Raw genomic sequence first — 20,208 nt, 5'->3', positions numbered from 1 at the left:
AAAACACGCCACGATAGCGATCCCGTCAATATTTTCCTGATAACAGTGAGCCAAATCGCGGAACGCATGTACTCAGCCCAAGCTGTTTCAATATCATGTAGGTTGTCGCCACAGATGAGGAGATAACCGGCAGCCCCAGCCGATCTTCAATCAGCGCGACTGACGCCAGAGAAGGCATTTGTACACAAGCGGAAGCCACAATCACGTCTACATTGCTGTTCAATCGCTTCGTGATTTCCACCGGTGCCAGCGGATCTTGCCGCCCGACATCAAGGTTATCGGAGATCTCCAGCGAAATGCTGTCGATCACTTCAATGCCCTCATGTTCAATGTAATCAATCACTAATTGGGTCAATGGCTTCATGTAGGGCGTCAGGATGGAGATCCGTTTCGCTCCCAAAGCATGTAGCCCATCCACCAACGCGCCGGCACTGGTCACAACCGGTGCCGGGTATCCGTTTTCCATGGTTCGCAGGTGGAGGCGCTTTTCAGAGATCCGGTGATATCCCTTGCCCATGCTCATAATCGCCACTAAACAGGCATATCCCAGCACATCGACCGCCGCGTCCGACAGTTCAAGGGCACAGCGATCACTGTCGGCATCCATGGCGGCCAGTTCTGCTTTGGTGACCGTTTTCATCCGCATCCGGCTGGCATGAAAGGTAAACCGTTCAGAACCCAGCGCTTCACGGGCACGCAGGATAGCAGGGATTTCGGTTTCCATGGTCGTATTTGAAGAGGGAACAATCAGCCCTACCCGAAAATGCTGCGTGTCACTCATGGCTGATCCTCCTGTGCGGGATCGGTAAACCGGATCGCACTCAGCGGGCGGCGATCCACGCTGAGATCGAAAATATCAAATCGGTTGTAATGCCCCGTGATATCGTGCATTTGGCGAGGCTGAATACAGCGGTTCAAGTCAATATCCGCATAAACGATCCCCTCTCTATCAATCAGGGGATTGCCAATCACCCGACCATCCGGCCCGATGATGCCGCTAAATGCGCTATTGGAACGTGCCAGCAGTGATTCAGCTTCAGGATGGCTGGCTGACATGGCTTGCACAATTTCCGGCGAAATCGTGGAACAGGAGACAATAGTAAAAACTTTGCCTTCAAAGCAGTGGGCTGCCGCCCGTAAACGGATCGCCTCCGCCATATCATAATCCGGCGGGGCAACCGGCAGGGAAATATAACTGGCAACATGCACCAATTCCCCCTGAGCCAACAGAGAAAACCGCGCCAATGTATTGGTATTTTCGCCACAGGCCAGCACGCCCAACGGGCCGATGCGGGTATCATGGACTGTTAGCGAACTCGCATCCCCGTTGGCCCATGTCAGCTTTTCTGCCCATGTCGGCACCAGCTTGCGGTGACGTCCCAAAATCTGCCCTTCATCAGACAGGGTCACCAAGGTGTTATAGAGCGTTGCCACGCCATTGGGACTGCGTTCATTGACCCCAATCACCACGTTGATGTGGTGACGTGCCGCAGCCTGTGCAATTTTGTTGATCTCCGGCCCCGGGATTTCAATGGCCGACTTGCACAGTTTTTCAAACCACGGGCTGCCTTGTATCGGGTTCATCACCCAGTTCCAATAGGGATATCCCGCCACAAAGACTTCAGGAAAGGCCACCAAACCGGCTCCTTTGTCTGCCGCTTCTTGGATCAGCCGACAAACAAGATCAACCGTCGCCCCGGTATCCAGAAAGATGGGCGCAGCCTGTACCGCAGCCGCCTTGAACTTAGGAAGTTTCAGCATATCAGGCTCCTGTTTTATTTACACCGCAATCACGCAGTGACGTAGGTCGCCAACTTTTTCAAGGTACGCTTCAATCACATCCCCCGGCCAGAGCCACTCTTGTGGATCACGCCCCGCCCCGACACCTTCCGGCGTTCCCGTGGCAATGATATCCCCCGGCTCCAGCGCGATACCTTTGCTGATATCAGCAATCAAGGTATTGACGTTGAACAACATATGACGTGTATTGGAATGCTGTTTGGTCACCCCATTGACTTTGAGACTCAAAGCCAGATCCTGCGGGTTGGGAATTTCATCAGCAGTGACAATACAGGGGCCAAAAGGTGCATAAGTATCCTGCCCCTTGGAGTAGATCCACTGTCCGGCACGGCGGCAATCACGGGCGCTCATGTCAATCATCAGGCTATAGCCAAAAACATATTTCAATGCTTCCGCTTCCGCTACGCCTTTGGCGCGGGTGCCGATAATCACCGCCAGTTCCACTTCCCAATCCAGTTGCTGGGTGATCTCACGGTTATGTTCAATCGCGTCACCGGGGCCAATCACTGTGGTTGGCGGTTTAGAAAAAATCACCGGTTCTTTTGGCAGATCTTTTGCCGTATCCAGAGAGCGGCTGGATTCCGCCACATGTTCGACATAATTCAGGCCAATGCCAAAGATGTTTTTCCGGGGGCGGGGAATTGGGGCAAGAATTTTCACATTCTGCAAGGGGTGTGAAACGCCCGCCGGCCACAATCCGTTGAACGAGGCTAACAGCGCGGTTGTGCTGCTCACCGCCAAAGGCCCCAGATCAATAAACTCCAGCATGTTATCCGGCAATTGACTCCCTGCATAAGCCGCCAGCTTTGCCAAGTCTACGACGTGATGATTGACAATCGCCCCTAACCGCGCGGCAGCCGTTACTTCTGAACGGTAAGTGATTAAACGCATCTCTTATCCTCTCACTGGTTGGTGCCCATCGTTATCAGTCAGGGCTTCTTCGTAATACAATCGCAATGCCTGCATGACAGGCAAATCGTTGAAACAGAACAGGCAGGCATCATCCGTTTGTGACGTATTCACATGTTCATGCCATGCCCATGAAGGGACGCAGAAAATATCCCGCTCCTGCCAGTCAAACCGTTGGCCATCAATCACGGAATAGCCCTGCCCTTTCGCCACTTGATAGATGAAACTCCCGGTATGCCGATGTGCCTTGCCGACAAAACCGGGGCGCAATAACTGCATACTGGCACCGAGCGTCGGCATCACATGACCGCCCGTTAGCGGATTGATGTAGTGCATCAGGATGCCATCAAAAGACGAGCCTTCTGCAACACGCGCGTAACGATGCAAGGCTTCATAAGTCGGCCCCCATTGGTATCTGAGCAACGGGGAATAAGGCTGATCCCAGCCAACATTTTGCGGGCGCAAGGCAGGGGCACCCCAGAGTGCAATAGAGGAATCGATGGTTTCAGTCACCGCCTGCCCCAAATCAGGGTGCACTTTATAAAAACTAGCCTCCAATACGTTAACCAGTGGAATATCCAGGCCATCCTGCCAGATACACTGTGAGCCATCAGGCTCAACGCCGTGCTCATGCCAAGTGCCATTGGGCGTTAAGACGAGATCATTGGCTTCCAGCAACATTTTCTGCCCATCAACAATGGTGTAAGCACCGTGTCCTTCCATGATAAAACGCAGGGCAGAAGAGGAGTGGGCATGTGCCGATGCCACTTCGCCCGGCCGCATGGTCTGGAGACCGGAATAGAGCAAGCCGACAGTGGTAGACATTTCCCGCTCTCCTGAATTGTTCAGGTAGACCACACGGCGCCCGGCTTGTTCCGGCGTGACCAAATCAGCCGATTTTATTACGTGCTCACGCAGATCACGGTAACGCCACAGTACCGGCACCGAGGCGGATTTAGGCTGCCAAGGCTCTATTTTATTGGCGATGGTCCAGAGTGCCCCTGCCCGGTACTTGCCTAACTCCTCGTAATACGCCAGCAGTTCAGGGCTGTCGGCAACATTGGCACGTCCGATAATATTTTCCCTGTATTGATCATGTGATTGGGTACTTTCTTTTTGAGACATCGCTTTTTGAGGCATCGCTTTTTGAGGCATAGATCGTTGAGACATAGCTATCTCCTTTACGGATAACAAATAAGGCAGAAAGTGAGTACAACTTGCAATCTAATGGGTATCTTTCTGAATGAATTGCCGCTCTAACTGTTCTTTGCCGTAAAGGTACGGCTTCGGCCAGTTGATACCCGTCCAGCCATATCTGGCACATTCATGCAGCAGCCAAGCTGGATCGGCTAAGAACGGACGGGATAAAGCACAAAGATCGGCACGACCCGAAGCAATAATGCTGTTGATTTGATCCGCATCGGTCATCGCCCCGACCGCAATTACCGGTACATTGCCCTCATTGCGAATGCGATCCGCCATCGGGGTTTGGTACATTCTCCCGTAGACAGGTTGCTGCTCAACAGAAACTTCCCCGGTGGAACAATCCACCATATCCACGCCGGCGGCATAAAGACGACGGGCGATCTCTACCGCTTCATCAACTGTTGTTCCCCCTTCCACCCAATCCGTGGCAGAAATACGCACGGATATCGGTAAATCCATCGGCCAGACATGGCGTACCGCTTTGAAGACGGCTAACGGGAAGCGCAGCCGGTTTTCCAGCGAACCGCCATATTCATCATCGCGCTGGTTCGTCAGCGGGGAGATAAAACTGGACAGCAGATAACCGTGTGCGGCCTGTATCTCCAGCCAGTCAAAGCCCGCTTCGATGGCGCGCTGCGTTGCCGCGACAAACTGCGCAATAATGTCTTTCATTTGCGCTCGGGTAAGCGCCGCCGGCACTTGTGATACGCCGGGTAAATAGGGCAACGCCGAGGCGGAAACCAAGGGCCAGTTGCCCTCTGGCAAAGGGTGATCCGATTGTTCCCACCCCAGTTGGGTTGATCCCCGTCGCCCTGCATGTCCCAGTTGAATTCCGATCTGTGAGTCAGAGTGCTGGTGGACAAAATCGGTGATCGTTTTCCACGCCTGTACATGCTGATCGTTCCATAATCCCGTGCAGGCCGGCGTGACGCGTGCCTGTGGAGAAATGGCGGTCATTTCAGCGATCAGCAAACCCGCACCGCCCAATGCCCGGCTGCCAAGGTGCGCCAGATGGAACGATCCCGGAGTCCCTTCCACGGCACTATACAGCAGCGTGGGCGAGACAACGACCCGATTTTTCAACAGCACGCCCCGTACCCGATAAGGCGTCAGCAAGGGTGGGATCAGTGGTGAAAATGGGGTCGATGTTCGGGCAAACCAGCGCTCATAATTTTCCAGCCAAGCCCTATCCCTTAATCGCAAGTTTTCATGGGAAATGCGCTGTGAACGAGTTAACAGTGAATAAGCAAATTGTTCGGGCGGAAGAGCGTCATAGCGCACGACATTTTCGAACCACTCCGTTGAATTGCGGGCAGCATTCTGGATTTTCAGGACTTCCACGCTGCGCGATTGCTGATAATCGGCCAAACCTGCCGGCAAATTCCCATGATGGGCTTGCAGGCGGCTGGCCAGTTCAATCGCATCTTCCAATGCCAATTTTGTGCCGGAGCCAATGGAAAAATGGGCGGTATGGGCGGCATCTCCCATTAACACAATCGGGACAGGCTTGCCGTTATCTCCCTCGGGCGTGATCCAGTGCACCCAATTCCTGCAAATGATGCGGGGAAAACGTATCCAAATGGCGGCACCACGCAGATGGGCGGCATTGGAGATTAATGGATGCCCATCCAGCCACGGTGCGAATATTTTTTCACAGTAGGCAATCCCCCCTTCCTGCGACATTTTGTCGATGCCCGCAGCCAGCCAAGTCTCTTCCGTTGTTTCAACAATAAAAGTCGATAGCCCTTCCTGAAATTGATAGGCGTGAACTTGAAACCAGCCATGCTCTGTTTCAACAAACAGAAACGTAAACGCATCAAAGATCTTGCGCGTTCCCAGCCAGACAAAACGGCAATGCCGCTGATCGATATCAGGCTGGAAAAATTCGGCATAATGGGTGCGGATCTGGCTATTAAGCCCATCCGAAGCAACCAGCAAATCGGCATGGTATTGGCGGGCAATCGCCTGCTCATCCTCAACCTGAGCTTCAAACACCAGCTCAACCCCAACCTCAAGGCAGCGATCTTGCAGGATATTCAGGAGTTTTTTACGGCCAATGCCAATAAAACCATGACCGCCACTGCGATTGACCGTTCCCTTGAAGTGGATATCAATATCATCCCAACGGCTAAACGCCTTGCCAATCGTTTCAGCCGAAACCGGATCAGCCTGATGCAGGTTTTCCAACGTGGCATCGGAAAACACCACGCCCCAACCAAACGTGTCATACGGACGATTGCGCTCAATCACCACGACGCGATTATCCGGATCCTGCAACTTCATCAGCAGACCGAAATACAACCCCGCCGGCCCACCGCCAATACAGACGATATTCTTACCGCTGACGGGATGCTGATCTGGCACTGCATTTTTGCCGGTGACTGTTTTACCTGTTACAGTATTTTTACCGCTTAAATTCATCTTTCTTCTCCTGCCGCACGATATCTACCCCATGCGATAGTTAAACTAAGTTAAACTAAGGTGGCTGTTTAACTAGGGCATCTGCTCAGTTAACGCATAGTAAAACTCATCGGGGATGGGGATAGTTTGATGGGTATCCAGTGACGTCGTGACATAAGTCTGAGTGGCGCTCATCCTCAATTCACCTTCTTTGCTGACGCAGCGCTGAAGCAGCGTCAATGATTTTTTGCCGATTCTTTCAACCGATAACTCCAGCCAAACCTGATCCCCCATTCTGCTGATTGCCTTAAACTCTGCCTCCAAATGCACCGTTGGCAGCCCAAAGCGATATTTGGCGATGTAGTTGGCAAACCCCGTTGGCGTCAATTCATCGAACCAATCTTCCAGCAAATTATTGAACATCACGAAATATTGCGGGTAAAAGACGATCCCCGCCGGATCACACTCAGAAAAGCGAATTTTATGGGGCTGTATAAATCTAAGCAGACTCATTGCAGACTCCTTAAGGTAGTTTTTTTTAATTAATATAAAGAGAGGCGCCGTTGGCACGCGCGTAATTGATCACCCTGCTCATCCGCCAATGCCGCTTCACGCAATTGCCGCAGGCTGGCGGGGGATAAATCATGCAGATGGTGATCAACAATCGCCATCAGGGTTTGAAAATGGCTTAATCCACGAGCGTGAGTCTCACCATATCCCTTGATTAAGCGCTGACATTGGGCGATTTCCAAGGCCAGATCGGGATCACGCTTTGCTACTACGCCAATTCGCCACAGCCACCCTTCAATGCGTACCGTTTCATGCTGAAAACGCAGCGTATGACGGCGCATTCGACGCCAATGTGCCAAGATATAAAGCAGCAGGTATCCCGGGATAGAGCTGGTGGTCATCACACGCCCGCGGCTGAGTAATTTTTCCAATAGACGGTTGATGACATGAGGACGGGACAACCAGCGGCCAAAACTTGCCGGCAGGATGTCACAAATTTCTGCCATTCTGGGGTGAAGAAAGTCTTTTATTTCAATCAGTTGACCGACACGCGTCCGCATATCTTGCTTAATGCGTTCGAATCGGCCGACACGCGTTTTGAGATCGGCGACCCGAATGGTGTCTTCATAAGCCATCCACAGCGCCAAATGGCGGGCAGTTTCACCCAGTAATGGCTCATCCTGCCTGACTGCTTGCTTGATAAGTTTTTGCAGGCGGTCGAGATATAAACGGGCATAGGCCGGATCTTGATAATCGATCAGCCGCCTGACCCCTTCAATCACAATGTCATGGATGCAGGGCGGGATTTTTTGCCGGATATGTAGCAGCAACGCATTGATTTCGTTGTTATGAGAAAGCGTGTTATGGGAACGAGAGTTATGAGAACCCGATTTTTTGTTTGGGGCAGGTGTTTCTGATGCCATTTTTCCTGCACTGCTTGATTTCGCTTCTGATTGCGCCCGACTCAATCCCAAACTAAAGGCTTGCAAACTGGGTGTTATTCCCACTTTCTTCTTGATGATCGCCGCTTCAAACTGATGACGGGTGAACGGCAAAATCTCCGCACCACAAAGTGCACCAAACAAGACAGCACTGATCACACTACCGCTCTTTTCCGCCACCCGCGCCATATCAAAATAGATAAAACGCAAGGCCGCTTGTCGGGATTGCCGGATCAACACGCCGCTATCCACGCGCCCATCGCCCATTGCCGAACGCTCCCCCATCGAAAATACCCGATGGCTTGAGGCAATCAGCGTCGTGCGATCAGGGGTGACAAAACCGCGTTGGACTGCACGTCCGGCTTCCATCAATTCCGAGGCCAGCACAATATCCACATCACCGGCCGTCGGCATCAGTGCCAGCACGGGTGCTGATCCCCCAGACCCGGCAGCAACAGGGAACAATTCAACATAATAAATGGTTGCCCCGGTTCGTTGGGCAACACCGGGCACGGAAGTCGTTTGGGCGAAATAGCCATTTTCTTCTCCCAAGGTCACCAGCCAATCTGCCAGTACACCGCCCCCTTCTCCTCCCATCGCCAAAATAGCAATTTTAATCGGTTGGTTGAGCGCAGTTGTCAATTGGGAATGATTGGATAATGGCATAGTGATTACTCCTGCTTAAAAATCATATTGCTTGCGACGCTTAACATCGCGACGCTGCAAATAACCGATAAGCCCTTGGCGAATATGATGGATCAGGCGTTCCCAACGGGTGGGATTCATAATGATCCGCGCCTTGAAGAAAGAGGGGCATAACACGGCCGCGTGAGAGACTTCCCCACACAGCCCACAGCCGACACAGCTATTCAATACCGTTGCCACCGGATCAGTGCGCAAGGGATCGGGATTCGGCTTAATCGATAAAGATGGGCAGCCGGACAAGCGGATGCAGGAGTGATCGCCCGTGCAGGTATCGGGATCGACCCCGAATTGCTCACGGACAACCCGCTTTCCTTGTGCAATCGCCCCTTTGATCCTGGCCTTCTCACGCCGTTGCTTATTCAACATGCACTCGCTCTGCGCCACCAAGACTTTTGGCCCGTTTCCACCCGTTCCCTGTTCACCGACGGCCTGTTCACCCACTGTAAGCGCCTCACGCAGGGTCTTCATCATGGCCTTAAGATCATAAGTCCGCTTAATCGTGCGTACCCATTTTACGCCGACACCTTTGACGGCTTTTTCGATGTCATGGCCGGTACTGCGATGGGCATTCACCGCGACGGAAGAGGGAATATCCTGCCCTCCGGTGGCGGAGGTGTAGCTGTTATCGACAATAATGGTCAGATTGTCGCTGCGGTTAAAAACGCTGTTGGCGATACCACTTGTTAACCCGTTGTGCCAGAATCCCCCATCCCCCATCACCGAGATTGCCCGCTTGTTCGCCACCGGCGTATTCAGTGCCGCCGCACTCGCGGCACCCAATCCATAGCCCATGGTGGTATTGCCCAAATTAAAGGGGGGCAAAATGGCAAATAAGTGACAACCGATATCGGCACTGACATGATGTTGTCCCAATTCCCGTTCAACCAACTTGAGTGCCGTAAAAATCGGGCGTTCCGGGCAACCGGTGCAAAATCCGGGTGGACGGGCATGAACCGCCTTTTCCAGTACATGATTTTGCTCAGTCGGTAAGGTCACGGCCGGAATACGTACCTGACAGGCAGATACCGCGCTTTCCACGGTAATTTTGCCATAGCGTTCAAGGAACGCCCGCAGTGCTGATAACACGGTGGCCGTGTTGTATTCTCCCGCCATGGGCAACAAATCTTTGCCATGTAACCGCGTGGCGATCTCACGCTGGCGCAAGATATTGGCAACATTCTGCTCCACAAAATTGGGCTGCCCCTCTTCCAGCACTAAAATCGCCCGTTTGCCATGACAAAAACGTTCAAGCTCTTCGTCAATTAACGGATAGGCGACATTCATGACATACAGCGGGATTTGGCTGTTGCCGAAAACATCCGCCAGTCCGAGCAGATTCAGGGCGCGGATCACGGTGTTATAACACCCACCTTGCAGGGCAAGGCCAATATCGTCAGCCTGTTCAGCGAAAAACTCATTCAGGGCGTGCTGTTGGATAAAACGCACGGCAGCCGGCCAGCGGTTCTGCACTTTTTCTTTCTCATGCAGAAAACTGGCGGGAGGCAGCACGATGCGGCTGAGATCGCGCGCCGGGTTTTCCAGCGCATCCTTAATCGTGAACGCGGACGCGCGATTTTCTTCGCACACAAACCGGCCATGCACATGGCAGGCACGAATGCGCATCTGCAACATCACCGGCGTATTGCTGGCTTCCGACAGCTCAAATCCCCACTTTACCGCCTGCACAATCGAGGGCAGATTGGGACGTGGATCGAGCAACCAGATCTGTGATTTCATGGCGAAAGCATGGCTGCGCTCCTGCATGATGGACGATCCCTCACCATAATCCTCACCAACAATAATCAGTGCGCCACCCACGACGCCTCCCGATGCCAGATTTGCCAACGCATCTGCGGCAACATTCGTCCCCGCTGTCGATTTAAAGGTGATGGCACCACGCAGGGGGTAATTCACGGAAGCGGCCAGCATGGCGGCCGCAGTGGCTTCACTGGCACTGTTTTCAAAGCGGATGCCATATTCAGCTAACACATCTTGAGCATCCACCAATACGTCCATCAGATGGGAAATCGGCGCACCCTGATAGCCTGCCACATAGGCAACGCCGGCTTCCAGCAGGGCTTTTGTCACAGCCAGGATGCCTTCACCACTGAAAACGTCGCCTTGTCCCAAACGCAATTTTTTCACTTCCTCAACAAATGATCGCTCTGCCATGTTTACCTCACCATGTCCGCCTTACACCTTTTTGTTATCTCTTATGTAATTCGGCTATGAGTTAACGGTCAATGCATGATTTGTCATGTAATTGTGATTTATGCAGGGAGTGGATAAAGCGTGCAGCAGGTGGACAATTATTCTGTAAAAACAGGCAGGAAGTGATTAAATTTGAATATCACGGTCAGCATTACTTATGGGGGGAATGCGGATAACTTGAGAAACGCAATGATTCAGGTATGGCTAAATACCTTATATTGCTAAATGAGCCAAATATTAATTTGTCCATTTCCAATTTAGGATGAATCTCACCGCAATATTGACTTTCATTTGAATAAATGGAGGTCATTTATATATTTAATGCAGGTATATCATTTATTATTACGTTGTTTTTTATTAAAAAAGACAGAAAACAAAAAATCTCATTGCTAAAAACAGTTTTTTGTGACCAAAATCATAAAATTAAAATGATCATGATTTTGTCAAAGCCATTATCTATTTTTTTCTTTTATTTCATATGACTACAAGAAGCCACCTTTTATAGATAAATATTAATTGGTTCAATACACTAATCAAACACGCCATCTCAGTATATTATTTTTCAGCGGCAATCATTTTAACTTTTTACACTATCATTGTCGGAGGCCGTTTTTTATTTCACTTGATTTAATTTGGTCTTTACTCATTCGTTATTTATTATTGCCCCCATTTTATTCACCACGGATCCGCCGAGATATTCGGACAACAGAGTCCCTTCAAATTATCGGAAAACAACGTATTGCGTCCTTAATTAACAAATTTGTCGGAGACAATGTGAGTTAGATTTAAATCTTGTACCCGAATGTTATGGCCTGCGTTGTTATCAGGCGGGAGCCTATTACATAACATTCCATCATCTCAGGGAGACACACCATGTCAATAAAGAAGCACATCGATAAATTGAAGAAAGGACAAGCCCTTGTTCAGCAGGGGCAAGGGGCTGTTCAGAAAGCAAAACAGGTTGCTGGCAAATTGGGCGGCGGCATGTCAGGGACGGCAGGCTTAATTCCGGGCGGGGGTTATGCCGGCGGGATAGGCGGCAATTCAGGCAGCAGTATATCGGGCACTACAGGCTTAATCTCCGGTGGGGGTTTTACCGGTGGAAAGGGGCTAGCAGAACGCTCAGTCGGGGGACAGAGTGCAGCGACCAAGACGCTGGAAAAAGTCGGTCAGATGCTGATGGGCGGGAGTGACCCGAGTGGCCTGCAATTTACCCTGACCGCAGGGGGCTTATTACCGCAAACGTTTGTGGTGACTGATTTCACCCTGAACGAAAGTTTTTCCCAGCCGTTCAGCCTGAGTGTGGGACTGGCGAGTGCCGACCCGGCTATCAACTTTCCGGCCGTACTGGATCGCACCGCCACGCTGACTATTCTGCAAAATGGTATCGAACAACGCAGCATCACGGGGATTGTTGCCCGCTTTGAGCAGGGTAACACCGGGTTGCACCAGACCACTTACCAGATGATTATCCGGCCTGACCTGTGGCGCACGACCCTGAGACAGAACTCGCGCATTTTCCAGCAACAGGATATTGCTACCATCATCACTACCCTTCTGAAAGAACATAAAATCCGCGATGTGATCTTCAGCCTGCGCCACCCTCATCCGGCACGCGAATTCTGCGTACAGTATCAGGAAAGCGACTTCGATTTCCTGCAACGGCTGACGGCCGAAGAAGGCATTTTCTACTTCTTCGAATGCAGTAACGGGCGCAACACGCTGGTGTTTGCCGACGACTGCGGTTCAGTGCCGCCGGGCATACGCCTGCCCTATCAGCCGGGTGAAAGCAGTACACTGGGAGAACCGGCTGTCAACAGCCTGACCAGCAGCGCACAAATACGGCCGGCTCAGGTCAAGCTTAAGGATTACACCTTCAAGAACCCAGCGTGGCCGGCGGAATTTAGCCAGCAGATACGGGATGAAAATCTGCAACAACTGTACTACGAGCATTACGATTACCCCGGCCGCTTCAAAGACGAAGCGCATGGCAAGGACTTTACCCGCTACCGGCTGGAGGCATTGCGCAGCGATGCGATGATGGGACAGGGCAGCGGCAATGCGATAGCGCTACAGCCGGGCAAATTGTTTATCCTTACTAACCATCCACGGGCAGACCTGAACCAGTCATGGCAGACCGTTTCCACCAGCCACAGCGGCAGCCAGCCGGGCGCCCTTGAAACGACAACCGGCGACAGCGGCACCACGCTGCACAGCCACTTCTACTTTATCCGCCAGAATCAGAACTGGCGTCCGGCACTGCTGGCCAAACCGGTGATGGATGGCCCACAAATTGCCAAGGTTGTCGGGCCGGCGGGGGAAGAAATCTTCTGTGACCAGTACGGCCGCGTGCGCCTGCAGTTCCCGTGGGACCGATACGGTAAGAGCGACGACCAAAGCTCCTGCTGGATACGGGTCAGCCAGCCGTGGGCAGGTCAGGGCTGGGGGATGCTGGCCATCCCACGTATCGGCCAGGAAGTGGTGGTGGATTTCCTGCACGGCGACCCGGACCAGCCGATAGTGACTGGCCGCACCTACCACGCCAGCAATATCCCGCCGGGAAAACTGCCGGGCAGCAAAACCCAGATGGCACTACGCTCCAAGACCCACAAGGGCGAAGGGTATAACGAACTGCTGTTTGAGGATGCCAAGGGCAGTGAAAAGCTGTCGCTGCACGCACAGAAAGACATGTACACCAAAGTACTCAACAACCGTGATACCCATGTGATCGCCAACCACACTGAGACCGTGGAGAAAAACCAGATCATCAAGATCAATGAGAACAAAGAGGAAACGGTCACGCTCAACAGCACGGAAACAGTGAAGGAGATGCGCAAACTGATTACTGGTAAAAACTACATTATCGAAGTCGGTGCACACAAGGCAGAGACCATCACTAATACCCTTTCCATCACGACCGGTGATGTGATTGAGCTGAAATGCGGTGCAAGTGTCCTGCGTATGGACAGCAGCGGCAAGATTACCCTTCAGGGCAGTGAGTTCAAATTTGAAGCCAGCGGCCCGGTACAAATCACGGGTAAAGATATCGACCTGAATTAGAAAGGACGGATTGAGATGGAATTTCGTAACCTGACTCCCTTTGCGGTGATGAACTATTCAATGCTGGATGTGGAGGATGTGGAGCACCACGTTGCAGTAATGAAAATCGGCTACCAGTTACTGCCTGCCGGACAAGGGGAATATAGCGCTGAATTACTGCCTACGCCGCCCCTGTGTTTACAGGATGAATACCGGGGGCAGATGAATGCCTCGCAGGTATTACAGGAAAGTGACCTTGCCCCGTTTAAACCGCGCTGTGACGTGATTGTCAACGGCACGGCTTATGCCCCTGATGGCCGCCCCTGTACGGAGTTTCCGGTCCGGCTGCAGGTGCAAAGCAAGCAGGGCCAAACCCTGCTCGACAAAACCCTGACCATAACCGGGGAACGGGAATTTATCCGTGATGCTGGCGGTCATTGGCAACTGACTGACCCAAAACCTTTTGCAACGCTGCCGCTGGATTACCGCTATGCTTTTGGTGGCGAATGCAAAATTCAGGCGGATGACAAAGCAGGTGCACAGCTTAAGGAAAGCGATCGGCTGACACCAGAACAACGCCAACAACATCCTGACGGAGAAAAAGACCCTGTTGCTCATGCCACCTGTGAAACCAATCCGCTGGGGATGGGGTTTGTCACGCCGTGGTATGCCAACGCCAAACAACTGACTCGCTACCCTGCCCCGCGCATTACCCGGCCGGATGCGCCCTTCACCGCACAGCATTTTTCTGCCCAACTGGCGGGCACCTTATCGCCCGATACCCCGGCCTGCCAGCCGCAAGGCATGGGCCTTGTCGGCCGGGCGTGGCTGCCCCGCCGCCAGCTTGCCGGCACTTACGATGCCGACTGGCTGGCACACCGCCATCCCTATCTGCCGAAAGATTTTGACTTTGGCTATTGGAACGGCGCACCAGTTGACCAACAGATCGACTGGCCGGAAACCAATATTGCCATCACGTTAAGCGGCCTGACACCTGATGGTGACCTGCATGTCACCCTGCCGGGGCACCGCCCGTTTATCCTGCTGCGGATGCAGAACGGCATTCTGCTGCCTGTTCCTATGCGTATGGACACGTTAATTATCGACAGCGAGGCAAGGACGCTGCATATGACCGGCCGACTGAGCTTCAAAACCTCCCTGCCCGTGCGGGTCGCTGAAGCGCGGTTTGAAATCAACCCAGATGCGCCCTTGCTCAAACTGACACCACTGGAAGAGGAGAAAAAGGATGGCTGATAACCACATTGCCCGCACGGCGGGGAGCTGGATGATCGTCGGCATGTTGCCGGACGTGTGCAAAACCCCGATGGGATCTTCCACTCCGCCGATCCCCTATCCGGTCGTCGCAAAACTGGCAGACAGCTCAGCGCCGGAGAAAACTGTGCGCGCCAACGGCCAGCCGGTGGTGGTATTTGCCCTCAGCTTTGTACCACAAACAATTGGCGATCAGCCGGGTGTGGCAAATGGTGTTAAGAGTGGCACGGTGGGCGCGAAGTGCCATCCCAAAGCGCATACAAAAACTGTCCGGGCCGGCAATAAACTGGTCCTGCGCCACGGGGATGAATTTTGGATGAACGGAGCATAAGGACGAAAACGATGTCAGAAGATAAATCTAACCGAGAGGAAGTGTCGTCAGAAACGGACGAATACGTTCCTCCACAACCCAATACGGCCTTACCACCAAAACCACGCAGTGACAGCCCGACCGGTGAGGGCAACACGCTGGGTAAAATCATTGGTCAGGCACCACAGGGGGAGAATCCGCCTCATGAGGCGAACCCGGCGGTGATACCGGAAAGCAAACCCGAAATGAGCGCATGGGAAGCGCTGAAGACGATGGGAAAAGCGTTGGGAAACGCTGCCGTAGACAAAGCCAAAGAAACAAAACAAGACCTGTCAACCGTAAGCGGATGGAACCCGATTGAACAACAGAAAGGCATTGCCAAAACCGTCAGTAATACCGCCGTGGGGCTGGGCGAAATGGCCGTTAAGGGCGGAATGCTGAACTCCGCTCGTGAAGTGGACGAATCGGCCCGTTCGTTAGCTTTCTGGGGGAAAGTCTTTGGCAACCCTGACACCGAAAAGCAGGCGGAAGTGATAGGCGAAGTCGCCGATGCCGGCCGCACGAATGCCAAACAGTTTAATCTTGACGAGTACAAGATGGCACTGGACACGCCCGGACAACGTATTGGCGGCACAGCCGCTGAAATTGCCATGTTATACACCCCGATAAAAGGCATGGGCGCGGCGGGTTCAGCGACTAAAGCAACCGCAGAAGCCGGTACACTGGCGGCACAGATCGGTAAAGCAGAGGAACTTGCAAAAGCCGGGATACAGGCGACTAAAAATGCCAAACCTGCCCCTTCTGCCGCAGGTGGCATAGTCAAGGAAAGACCCGCGACATCTCCGAAAACGGAAGTAAAGACCACAACAGAAAAGCCAGTCGATAACGCCACCCCGTCCGGCCAAAAAAAGGGGAATGACAACGGGTTGTCCAGCACAGAGGGCGATCCGGTCGATATGGCCACCGGCGACTTCCTGCAAGTCTGGCCGGTTCTTGCCATTCCAGGGTTGTTGCCGATACACCTCAGCCGAACCTACCGCTCAACGGCGGATTTACACGGCCTGTTTGGTGCCAAATGGGCAGATGACTGGTCACTGAAACTGGTTATCCGTCGGGGAGAAGTACACTATACCCATACCGATGGCGTGGTCTACGACTTTGCCACACCGGATAAGCGGATCTTATCCCGTAACCGTAATCTTCCCCATTGCCTGCTGACGGGCGAACTGACCGGCGAATTGTGCCTGACCGACCGCCGCACCCAATTGACGTACCATTTCAGCCCGCAGCCAGGCAACACGCGCACATTGTCCGCCATCACTGACCGACGTCAGAACCGAATTGATTTTATCTACGATAAACAGTCGCAACTGACGGAAGTCACCCGTAATGACGGCCTGCGGTTAAGCCTGCATTATCTGGACGGTCGGCTTCACACGATCAATATGCAAGAAAACCGCGAAGGCCAGCCTGCCGGACAACGTCTGTTGACCTGTCAATATGACTCACAGGGATATCTGAACGAGTGTGATGCTTTCCAGCATAACCACCTGTGGCACGAATATGATGCGCAGGGGCGGATGACCCGCTGGCATGATACCGACCAGACTGACCTGACGATAACTTATGACGACCGCGGCCGGGTACTCAGCACCACCTCCCCCAGCGGCTATTGGCATGACCGCTTCCGCTATGATGACAACGCCCGCATTACCACTTATCTGGATGGCGAAGGCGGTGAAACCCGCTACCACTACGACCCGAACGGGCTGGTGATACGGGAAGTAGATCCGCTGGGACGCATCACCCGCCGCCAGTGGCGACACAGCCTGCTGATGTGGGAAAGTGACCCGATGGGGCAGATGACGGCTTTTGATTACACCCCTGACGGTGCGCTGACCGAAGTGAAACTGCCGACCGGCGATACTTTTGCTTACGGTTATGATGAACACGGGCAGCTTATCGAAAGTATCCTGCCGACCGGCGAACGTTGGCAATTTCACTATGATGAGCAGGGCAACCTGACCGAACTGACCAATCCGCTGGGGCACAAAGAAGAATACCAATACGGTACTCATGGCGAATTGCGCCAGCGTCTGTTACCGGATGGCCGCCAGTGGCACTATGCCTATGACGAGAAACAACGGCTGGCTGCCGTGATGACACCGGATGGCGAAACCACGAGCCTGCAACTGGATGAACTGGGCCGCCTGCGCCAATTCACCGATGCCCTCAAACAGCAGACCCACTACCGTTATAGCAACGACCATGCCAGCCTTAACGGCAGCCTGACCGAAGTTGAATTGCCGGATGGTGTTACCCAGCAACTGGAATATGACAGTGAGCGGCGCGTGGTGGCCGTCACTGATGGCGAAGGCCGTACCACTCGTTACACTTACGGCGCGTTTGACCTGCTGACCACCGTCACCCGCCCCGACGGTACCACCCTGAAATTTGGCTATGACAAGCTCACCCGGCTGAGTACTGTTACCGCCTCCACTGGGGAGGTATACCGCTATGAGCGGGATGCGGCTGGCCAGATTATCCGGGAAACCGATTTTACCGGCCGTACCCTTGAATATCAGTACGATAAACTGGGACGCCGTGTACTGACTCAATACCCTGATGGTCAGCAACTTCGCTGGCACTATTCCGCCGCAGGCTTGCTGGTCAAGCAGGAAAGCTGGCAGCCGGAAGAAAACCAACAGGTGCTTAAAGACACCACCACTTATGCCTACAACAAACGGCACCAACTGGTGAAAGCCACCAATGCCGATGCCATTGTCGAGTATGAGTATGACAACACCACTGGCTTGCCGACCTGTGAGCGTATCAACGGGCGGGAAATCACCCGCAAATGGAATAACCTGACCGGGCGTCCTGTCAGTGAAAGTGTGGATGGCAATACCCTGCACTTCGGCTATAACCCGATGGGTGCACTGAACCACTTTCAGCTCAACCAGCATACCCCGCTGACCTTCCAGCATGACGTCTTAGGCAGGGAAACGGTACGCGAAAGTGCCAACGGTTTTATTCTTGCCAGCCGCTACACGGCGACCGGCTTGCTGGCGCATCAATCGGCGGGGCAGGCCACCCCCTTTTTCAGGGAAACGCTGGCACAAAATGACCCGCATTTTCCGCCACAAGCTTCTGCGGTCAACCGGAGCTGGCAATATGACCGTGCCCATAATGTGCGGGTGATTGACGACAGCCGCTGGGGGCAGACGCGCTACCGCTACAATACCAACGACCAAATCCTGCATACCCTGTTTGACGGCAATCGCCCCCATGAGGAGCAATTTGGCTACGATGCCAACGGCAACCTGAGCCAGCACCTGCCCGTGGATGCACAAGGCGCGATGGAACAAATGACCCAACGCCAGAACGCCGGGCGGGTGGTGCAGCACGGCGATATCCGCTATCGCTATGATGACAATGGCCGTCTGGTGGAAAAGACCGAGCAGCGGGATGGCTTCCGCCCGCAGGTCTGGCGCTACCGTTGGGATACGCAAAACCAGCTTACCCACTGCGAAACCCCGGACGGCTCACGCTGGCACTATGTCTATGATCCGTTTGGCCGAAGGATCCGAAAACTCAAGGTTCACGATGGAAAGCTGACGGCGACCAACCTGCAACGATGGCTAAATGGCCGGCCGGATTTAACGCCCCGCGCCACCGAAATTTACGGGCAAGAGTACCTGTGGAGCGGTGACCAGTTGGTTGAGGAGACGCCGGTTTACGCCGACGGCTCTCTGGCACTGGACAGCCGCGTGCGCTGGCTGTACGAGCCGGGGGCACTGACGCCCTCCGCGCGTGTTGAAAAAGGCAAGCTGCATTACATTGTCAGCGACCATCAGGGCACCGTGCGCGAAATGCTCAACGAAAACGGCACGCTGGTCTGGGCGCAGCGGCTGAGCACGTGGGGCAAGGCGGAGAAATCGCAGGTGATTGCCTCGAATGACCCGGATTACCATGTGGGCTGTAATTTTAGGTTCTGCGGGCAGTATGAGGATGAAGAGTCGGGGCTATACTATAATCGGTTCCGATATTATTCGCCGGAGACGGCGCAGTACATCTCGCCCGACCCGATAGGGCTGCTGGGCGGGGTGAATCCGTATGGGTATGTGCATAATCCAGCTAACTGGATCGATCCGTTCGGGTTGCAAGTTGTAAATGCTTCATTATCAGGAAATAGCCATCCTACAAGCTCAGCACAAGGAGCACTGCTTAAACAATATTACAGCACAGCAGAAAGTGCTAATGATGCTGTAAATAATTTAAAAGCAACAGGAAAATTGCCAAATAACTATGTAACAAAAGCACAGGCGGAAGCTGCTGGGTGGTCTAGAGGAAAAGCGTTAGGAAATTATGTTCCGGGAGGTCAAATAGGAGGGGATATTTTTGCTAATAGCACGGGGATCTTACCGGATTCCCCCGGAAGAGTATGGTATGAAGCTGATATCGGACTGAATAATAGTATGTCTAGAGCGAAGCAACCAGGTACCAGACTTTTGTATTCTAATGACGGGTTAACTTACGTAACTTCAAATCATTACGATACTGCCGAAGCATTAGGCTCTTGGAACTGTAAAGGAGGTTAATAAGTAATGAAAAAAATAACACTAGATGGGAATAAACAGAAAACACCTGTTGAAGTATATCAGCTTTTTTCTAAGGAATTTGATTTTGGCCCGTACTTTGGAAATAATCCTGATGCGTTATATGACTTTATGGTTCCGATTGATGCAGAAGATAAGCCTGTCATTGTATTATGGTATAACAGTGGTATTTTCAAGGAAAAATATCCTAAAGAATTTGCACAGCTTGTGTCTGTGCTAAATAACATCAGTGAATTTGGAAAATTTGACCAAGACACTTTTCAATTTAAAATTCTTTAAAGATAAA

The 20,208-nt window shown here is 52.8% G+C and carries 13 protein-coding genes; 5 read left to right on the top strand and 8 right to left on the bottom strand.

Annotated elements, in window-relative coordinates:
- Positions 1-25: 25 nt before the first annotated feature.
- The 8 genes from PSI17_RS09895 to PSI17_RS09860 all read right to left on the bottom strand — a co-directional run bounded on the left by PSI17_RS09895 (position 26) and on the right by PSI17_RS09860 (position 10,643).
- On the bottom strand, positions 26-781 hold the full coding sequence (locus tag PSI17_RS09895; protein ID WP_273551836.1) for a maleate cis-trans isomerase family protein: 756 nt from the start codon (positions 779-781) through the stop codon (positions 26-28).
- Entirely contained in the window at positions 778-1,761 is a 984-nt protein-coding gene (locus PSI17_RS09890) for a carbon-nitrogen hydrolase family protein (protein WP_273551835.1), read from the bottom strand. Before PSI17_RS09890 ends, PSI17_RS09895 begins: the two co-directional genes overlap by 4 nt.
- Positions 1,762-1,779: 18 nt before the next feature.
- Positions 1,780-2,691 carry a fumarylacetoacetate hydrolase family protein gene (locus PSI17_RS09885; RefSeq protein WP_273551834.1) on the bottom strand — a complete coding sequence of 304 codons (912 nt, stop codon included), beginning with the start codon at positions 2,689-2,691 and terminating at the stop codon, positions 1,780-1,782.
- Positions 2,692-2,694: 3 nt separating this feature from the next.
- The gene (locus PSI17_RS09880; RefSeq protein ID WP_273551833.1) at positions 2,695-3,879 is read right to left on the bottom strand and encodes a cupin domain-containing protein; all 1,185 of its coding nucleotides are present in this window, start codon (positions 3,877-3,879) and stop codon (positions 2,695-2,697) included.
- A 54-nt stretch (positions 3,880-3,933) separates the two neighbouring features.
- A complete protein-coding gene (locus tag PSI17_RS09875) occupies positions 3,934-6,336 on the bottom strand; it encodes a bifunctional salicylyl-CoA 5-hydroxylase/oxidoreductase (RefSeq protein WP_273551832.1) in 2,403 nt (800 codons plus the stop codon).
- 72 nt (positions 6,337-6,408) lie between these two features.
- Positions 6,409-6,828, bottom strand: coding sequence for an acyl-CoA thioesterase (locus PSI17_RS09870; protein WP_273551831.1), 420 nt, complete (start codon positions 6,826-6,828; stop codon positions 6,409-6,411).
- 29 nt (positions 6,829-6,857) lie between these two features.
- Positions 6,858-8,432 (bottom strand): indolepyruvate oxidoreductase subunit beta family protein, encoded by a 1,575-nt coding sequence (locus PSI17_RS09865; RefSeq protein ID WP_273551830.1) that lies wholly within the window; start codon positions 8,430-8,432, stop codon positions 6,858-6,860.
- A gap of 15 nt (positions 8,433-8,447) precedes the next feature.
- Complete coding sequence (locus PSI17_RS09860; protein ID WP_273551829.1) at positions 8,448-10,643, bottom strand: indolepyruvate ferredoxin oxidoreductase subunit alpha; 2,196 nt, start codon at positions 10,641-10,643, stop codon at positions 8,448-8,450.
- A gap of 1,212 nt (positions 10,644-11,855) precedes the next feature.
- Here PSI17_RS09860 and tssI point away from each other — a divergent pair.
- Genes tssI through PSI17_RS09835 form a run of 5 tightly spaced genes read left to right on the top strand, consistent with a single transcriptional unit; the run spans position 11,856 to position 20,201 of the window.
- Positions 11,856-13,742: a type VI secretion system Vgr family protein gene (tssI, locus tag PSI17_RS09855; protein WP_273551847.1), complete on the top strand. Its 1,887-nt coding sequence runs from the start codon at positions 11,856-11,858 to the stop codon at positions 13,740-13,742.
- 15 nt (positions 13,743-13,757) lie between these two features.
- Positions 13,758-14,975: a DUF2169 family type VI secretion system accessory protein gene (locus PSI17_RS09850; protein ID WP_273551828.1), complete on the top strand. Its 1,218-nt coding sequence runs from the start codon at positions 13,758-13,760 to the stop codon at positions 14,973-14,975.
- The gene (locus PSI17_RS09845; protein WP_273551827.1) at positions 14,968-15,324 is read left to right on the top strand and encodes a DUF4150 domain-containing protein; all 357 of its coding nucleotides are present in this window, start codon (positions 14,968-14,970) and stop codon (positions 15,322-15,324) included. The genes PSI17_RS09850 and PSI17_RS09845 overlap by 8 nt, the downstream gene beginning before the upstream one ends.
- Positions 15,325-15,335: 11 nt before the next feature.
- Positions 15,336-19,904, top strand: a complete 4,569-nt coding sequence (locus PSI17_RS09840; RefSeq protein ID WP_273551826.1) for an RHS repeat-associated core domain-containing protein — start codon at positions 15,336-15,338, stop codon at positions 19,902-19,904.
- Positions 19,905-19,910: 6 nt separating this feature from the next.
- A complete protein-coding gene (locus PSI17_RS09835) occupies positions 19,911-20,201 on the top strand; it encodes a barstar family protein (RefSeq protein ID WP_265380758.1) in 291 nt (96 codons plus the stop codon).
- Positions 20,202-20,208: the final 7 nt, after the last annotated feature.

Source organism: Xenorhabdus sp. IM139775 (assembly GCF_028598745.1).
Lineage (GTDB): Bacteria > Pseudomonadota > Gammaproteobacteria > Enterobacterales > Enterobacteriaceae > Xenorhabdus.
This window is presented reverse-complemented; position numbering and strand designations above follow the sequence as displayed.

Coding starts and splice junctions, on each gene's coding strand:
- PSI17_RS09895 (WP_273551836.1), bottom strand. CDS start 781: ATGAGTGACACGCAGCATTTTCGGGTAGGGCTGATTGTTCCCTCTTCA.
- PSI17_RS09890 (WP_273551835.1), bottom strand. CDS start 1,761: ATGCTGAAACTTCCTAAGTTCAAGGCGGCTGCGGTACAGGCTGCGCCC.
- PSI17_RS09885 (WP_273551834.1), bottom strand. CDS start 2,691: ATGCGTTTAATCACTTACCGTTCAGAAGTAACGGCTGCCGCGCGGTTA.
- PSI17_RS09880 (WP_273551833.1), bottom strand. CDS start 3,879: ATGTCTCAACGATCTATGCCTCAAAAAGCGATGCCTCAAAAAGCGATG.
- PSI17_RS09875 (WP_273551832.1), bottom strand. CDS start 6,336: ATGAATTTAAGCGGTAAAAATACTGTAACAGGTAAAACAGTCACCGGC.
- PSI17_RS09870 (WP_273551831.1), bottom strand. CDS start 6,828: ATGAGTCTGCTTAGATTTATACAGCCCCATAAAATTCGCTTTTCTGAG.
- PSI17_RS09865 (WP_273551830.1), bottom strand. CDS start 8,432: ATGCCATTATCCAATCATTCCCAATTGACAACTGCGCTCAACCAACCG.
- PSI17_RS09860 (WP_273551829.1), bottom strand. CDS start 10,643: ATGGCAGAGCGATCATTTGTTGAGGAAGTGAAAAAATTGCGTTTGGGA.
- tssI (WP_273551847.1), top strand. CDS start 11,856: ATGCTGATGGGCGGGAGTGACCCGAGTGGCCTGCAATTTACCCTGACC.
- PSI17_RS09850 (WP_273551828.1), top strand. CDS start 13,758: ATGGAATTTCGTAACCTGACTCCCTTTGCGGTGATGAACTATTCAATG.
- PSI17_RS09845 (WP_273551827.1), top strand. CDS start 14,968: ATGGCTGATAACCACATTGCCCGCACGGCGGGGAGCTGGATGATCGTC.
- PSI17_RS09840 (WP_273551826.1), top strand. CDS start 15,336: ATGTCAGAAGATAAATCTAACCGAGAGGAAGTGTCGTCAGAAACGGAC.
- PSI17_RS09835 (WP_265380758.1), top strand. CDS start 19,911: ATGAAAAAAATAACACTAGATGGGAATAAACAGAAAACACCTGTTGAA.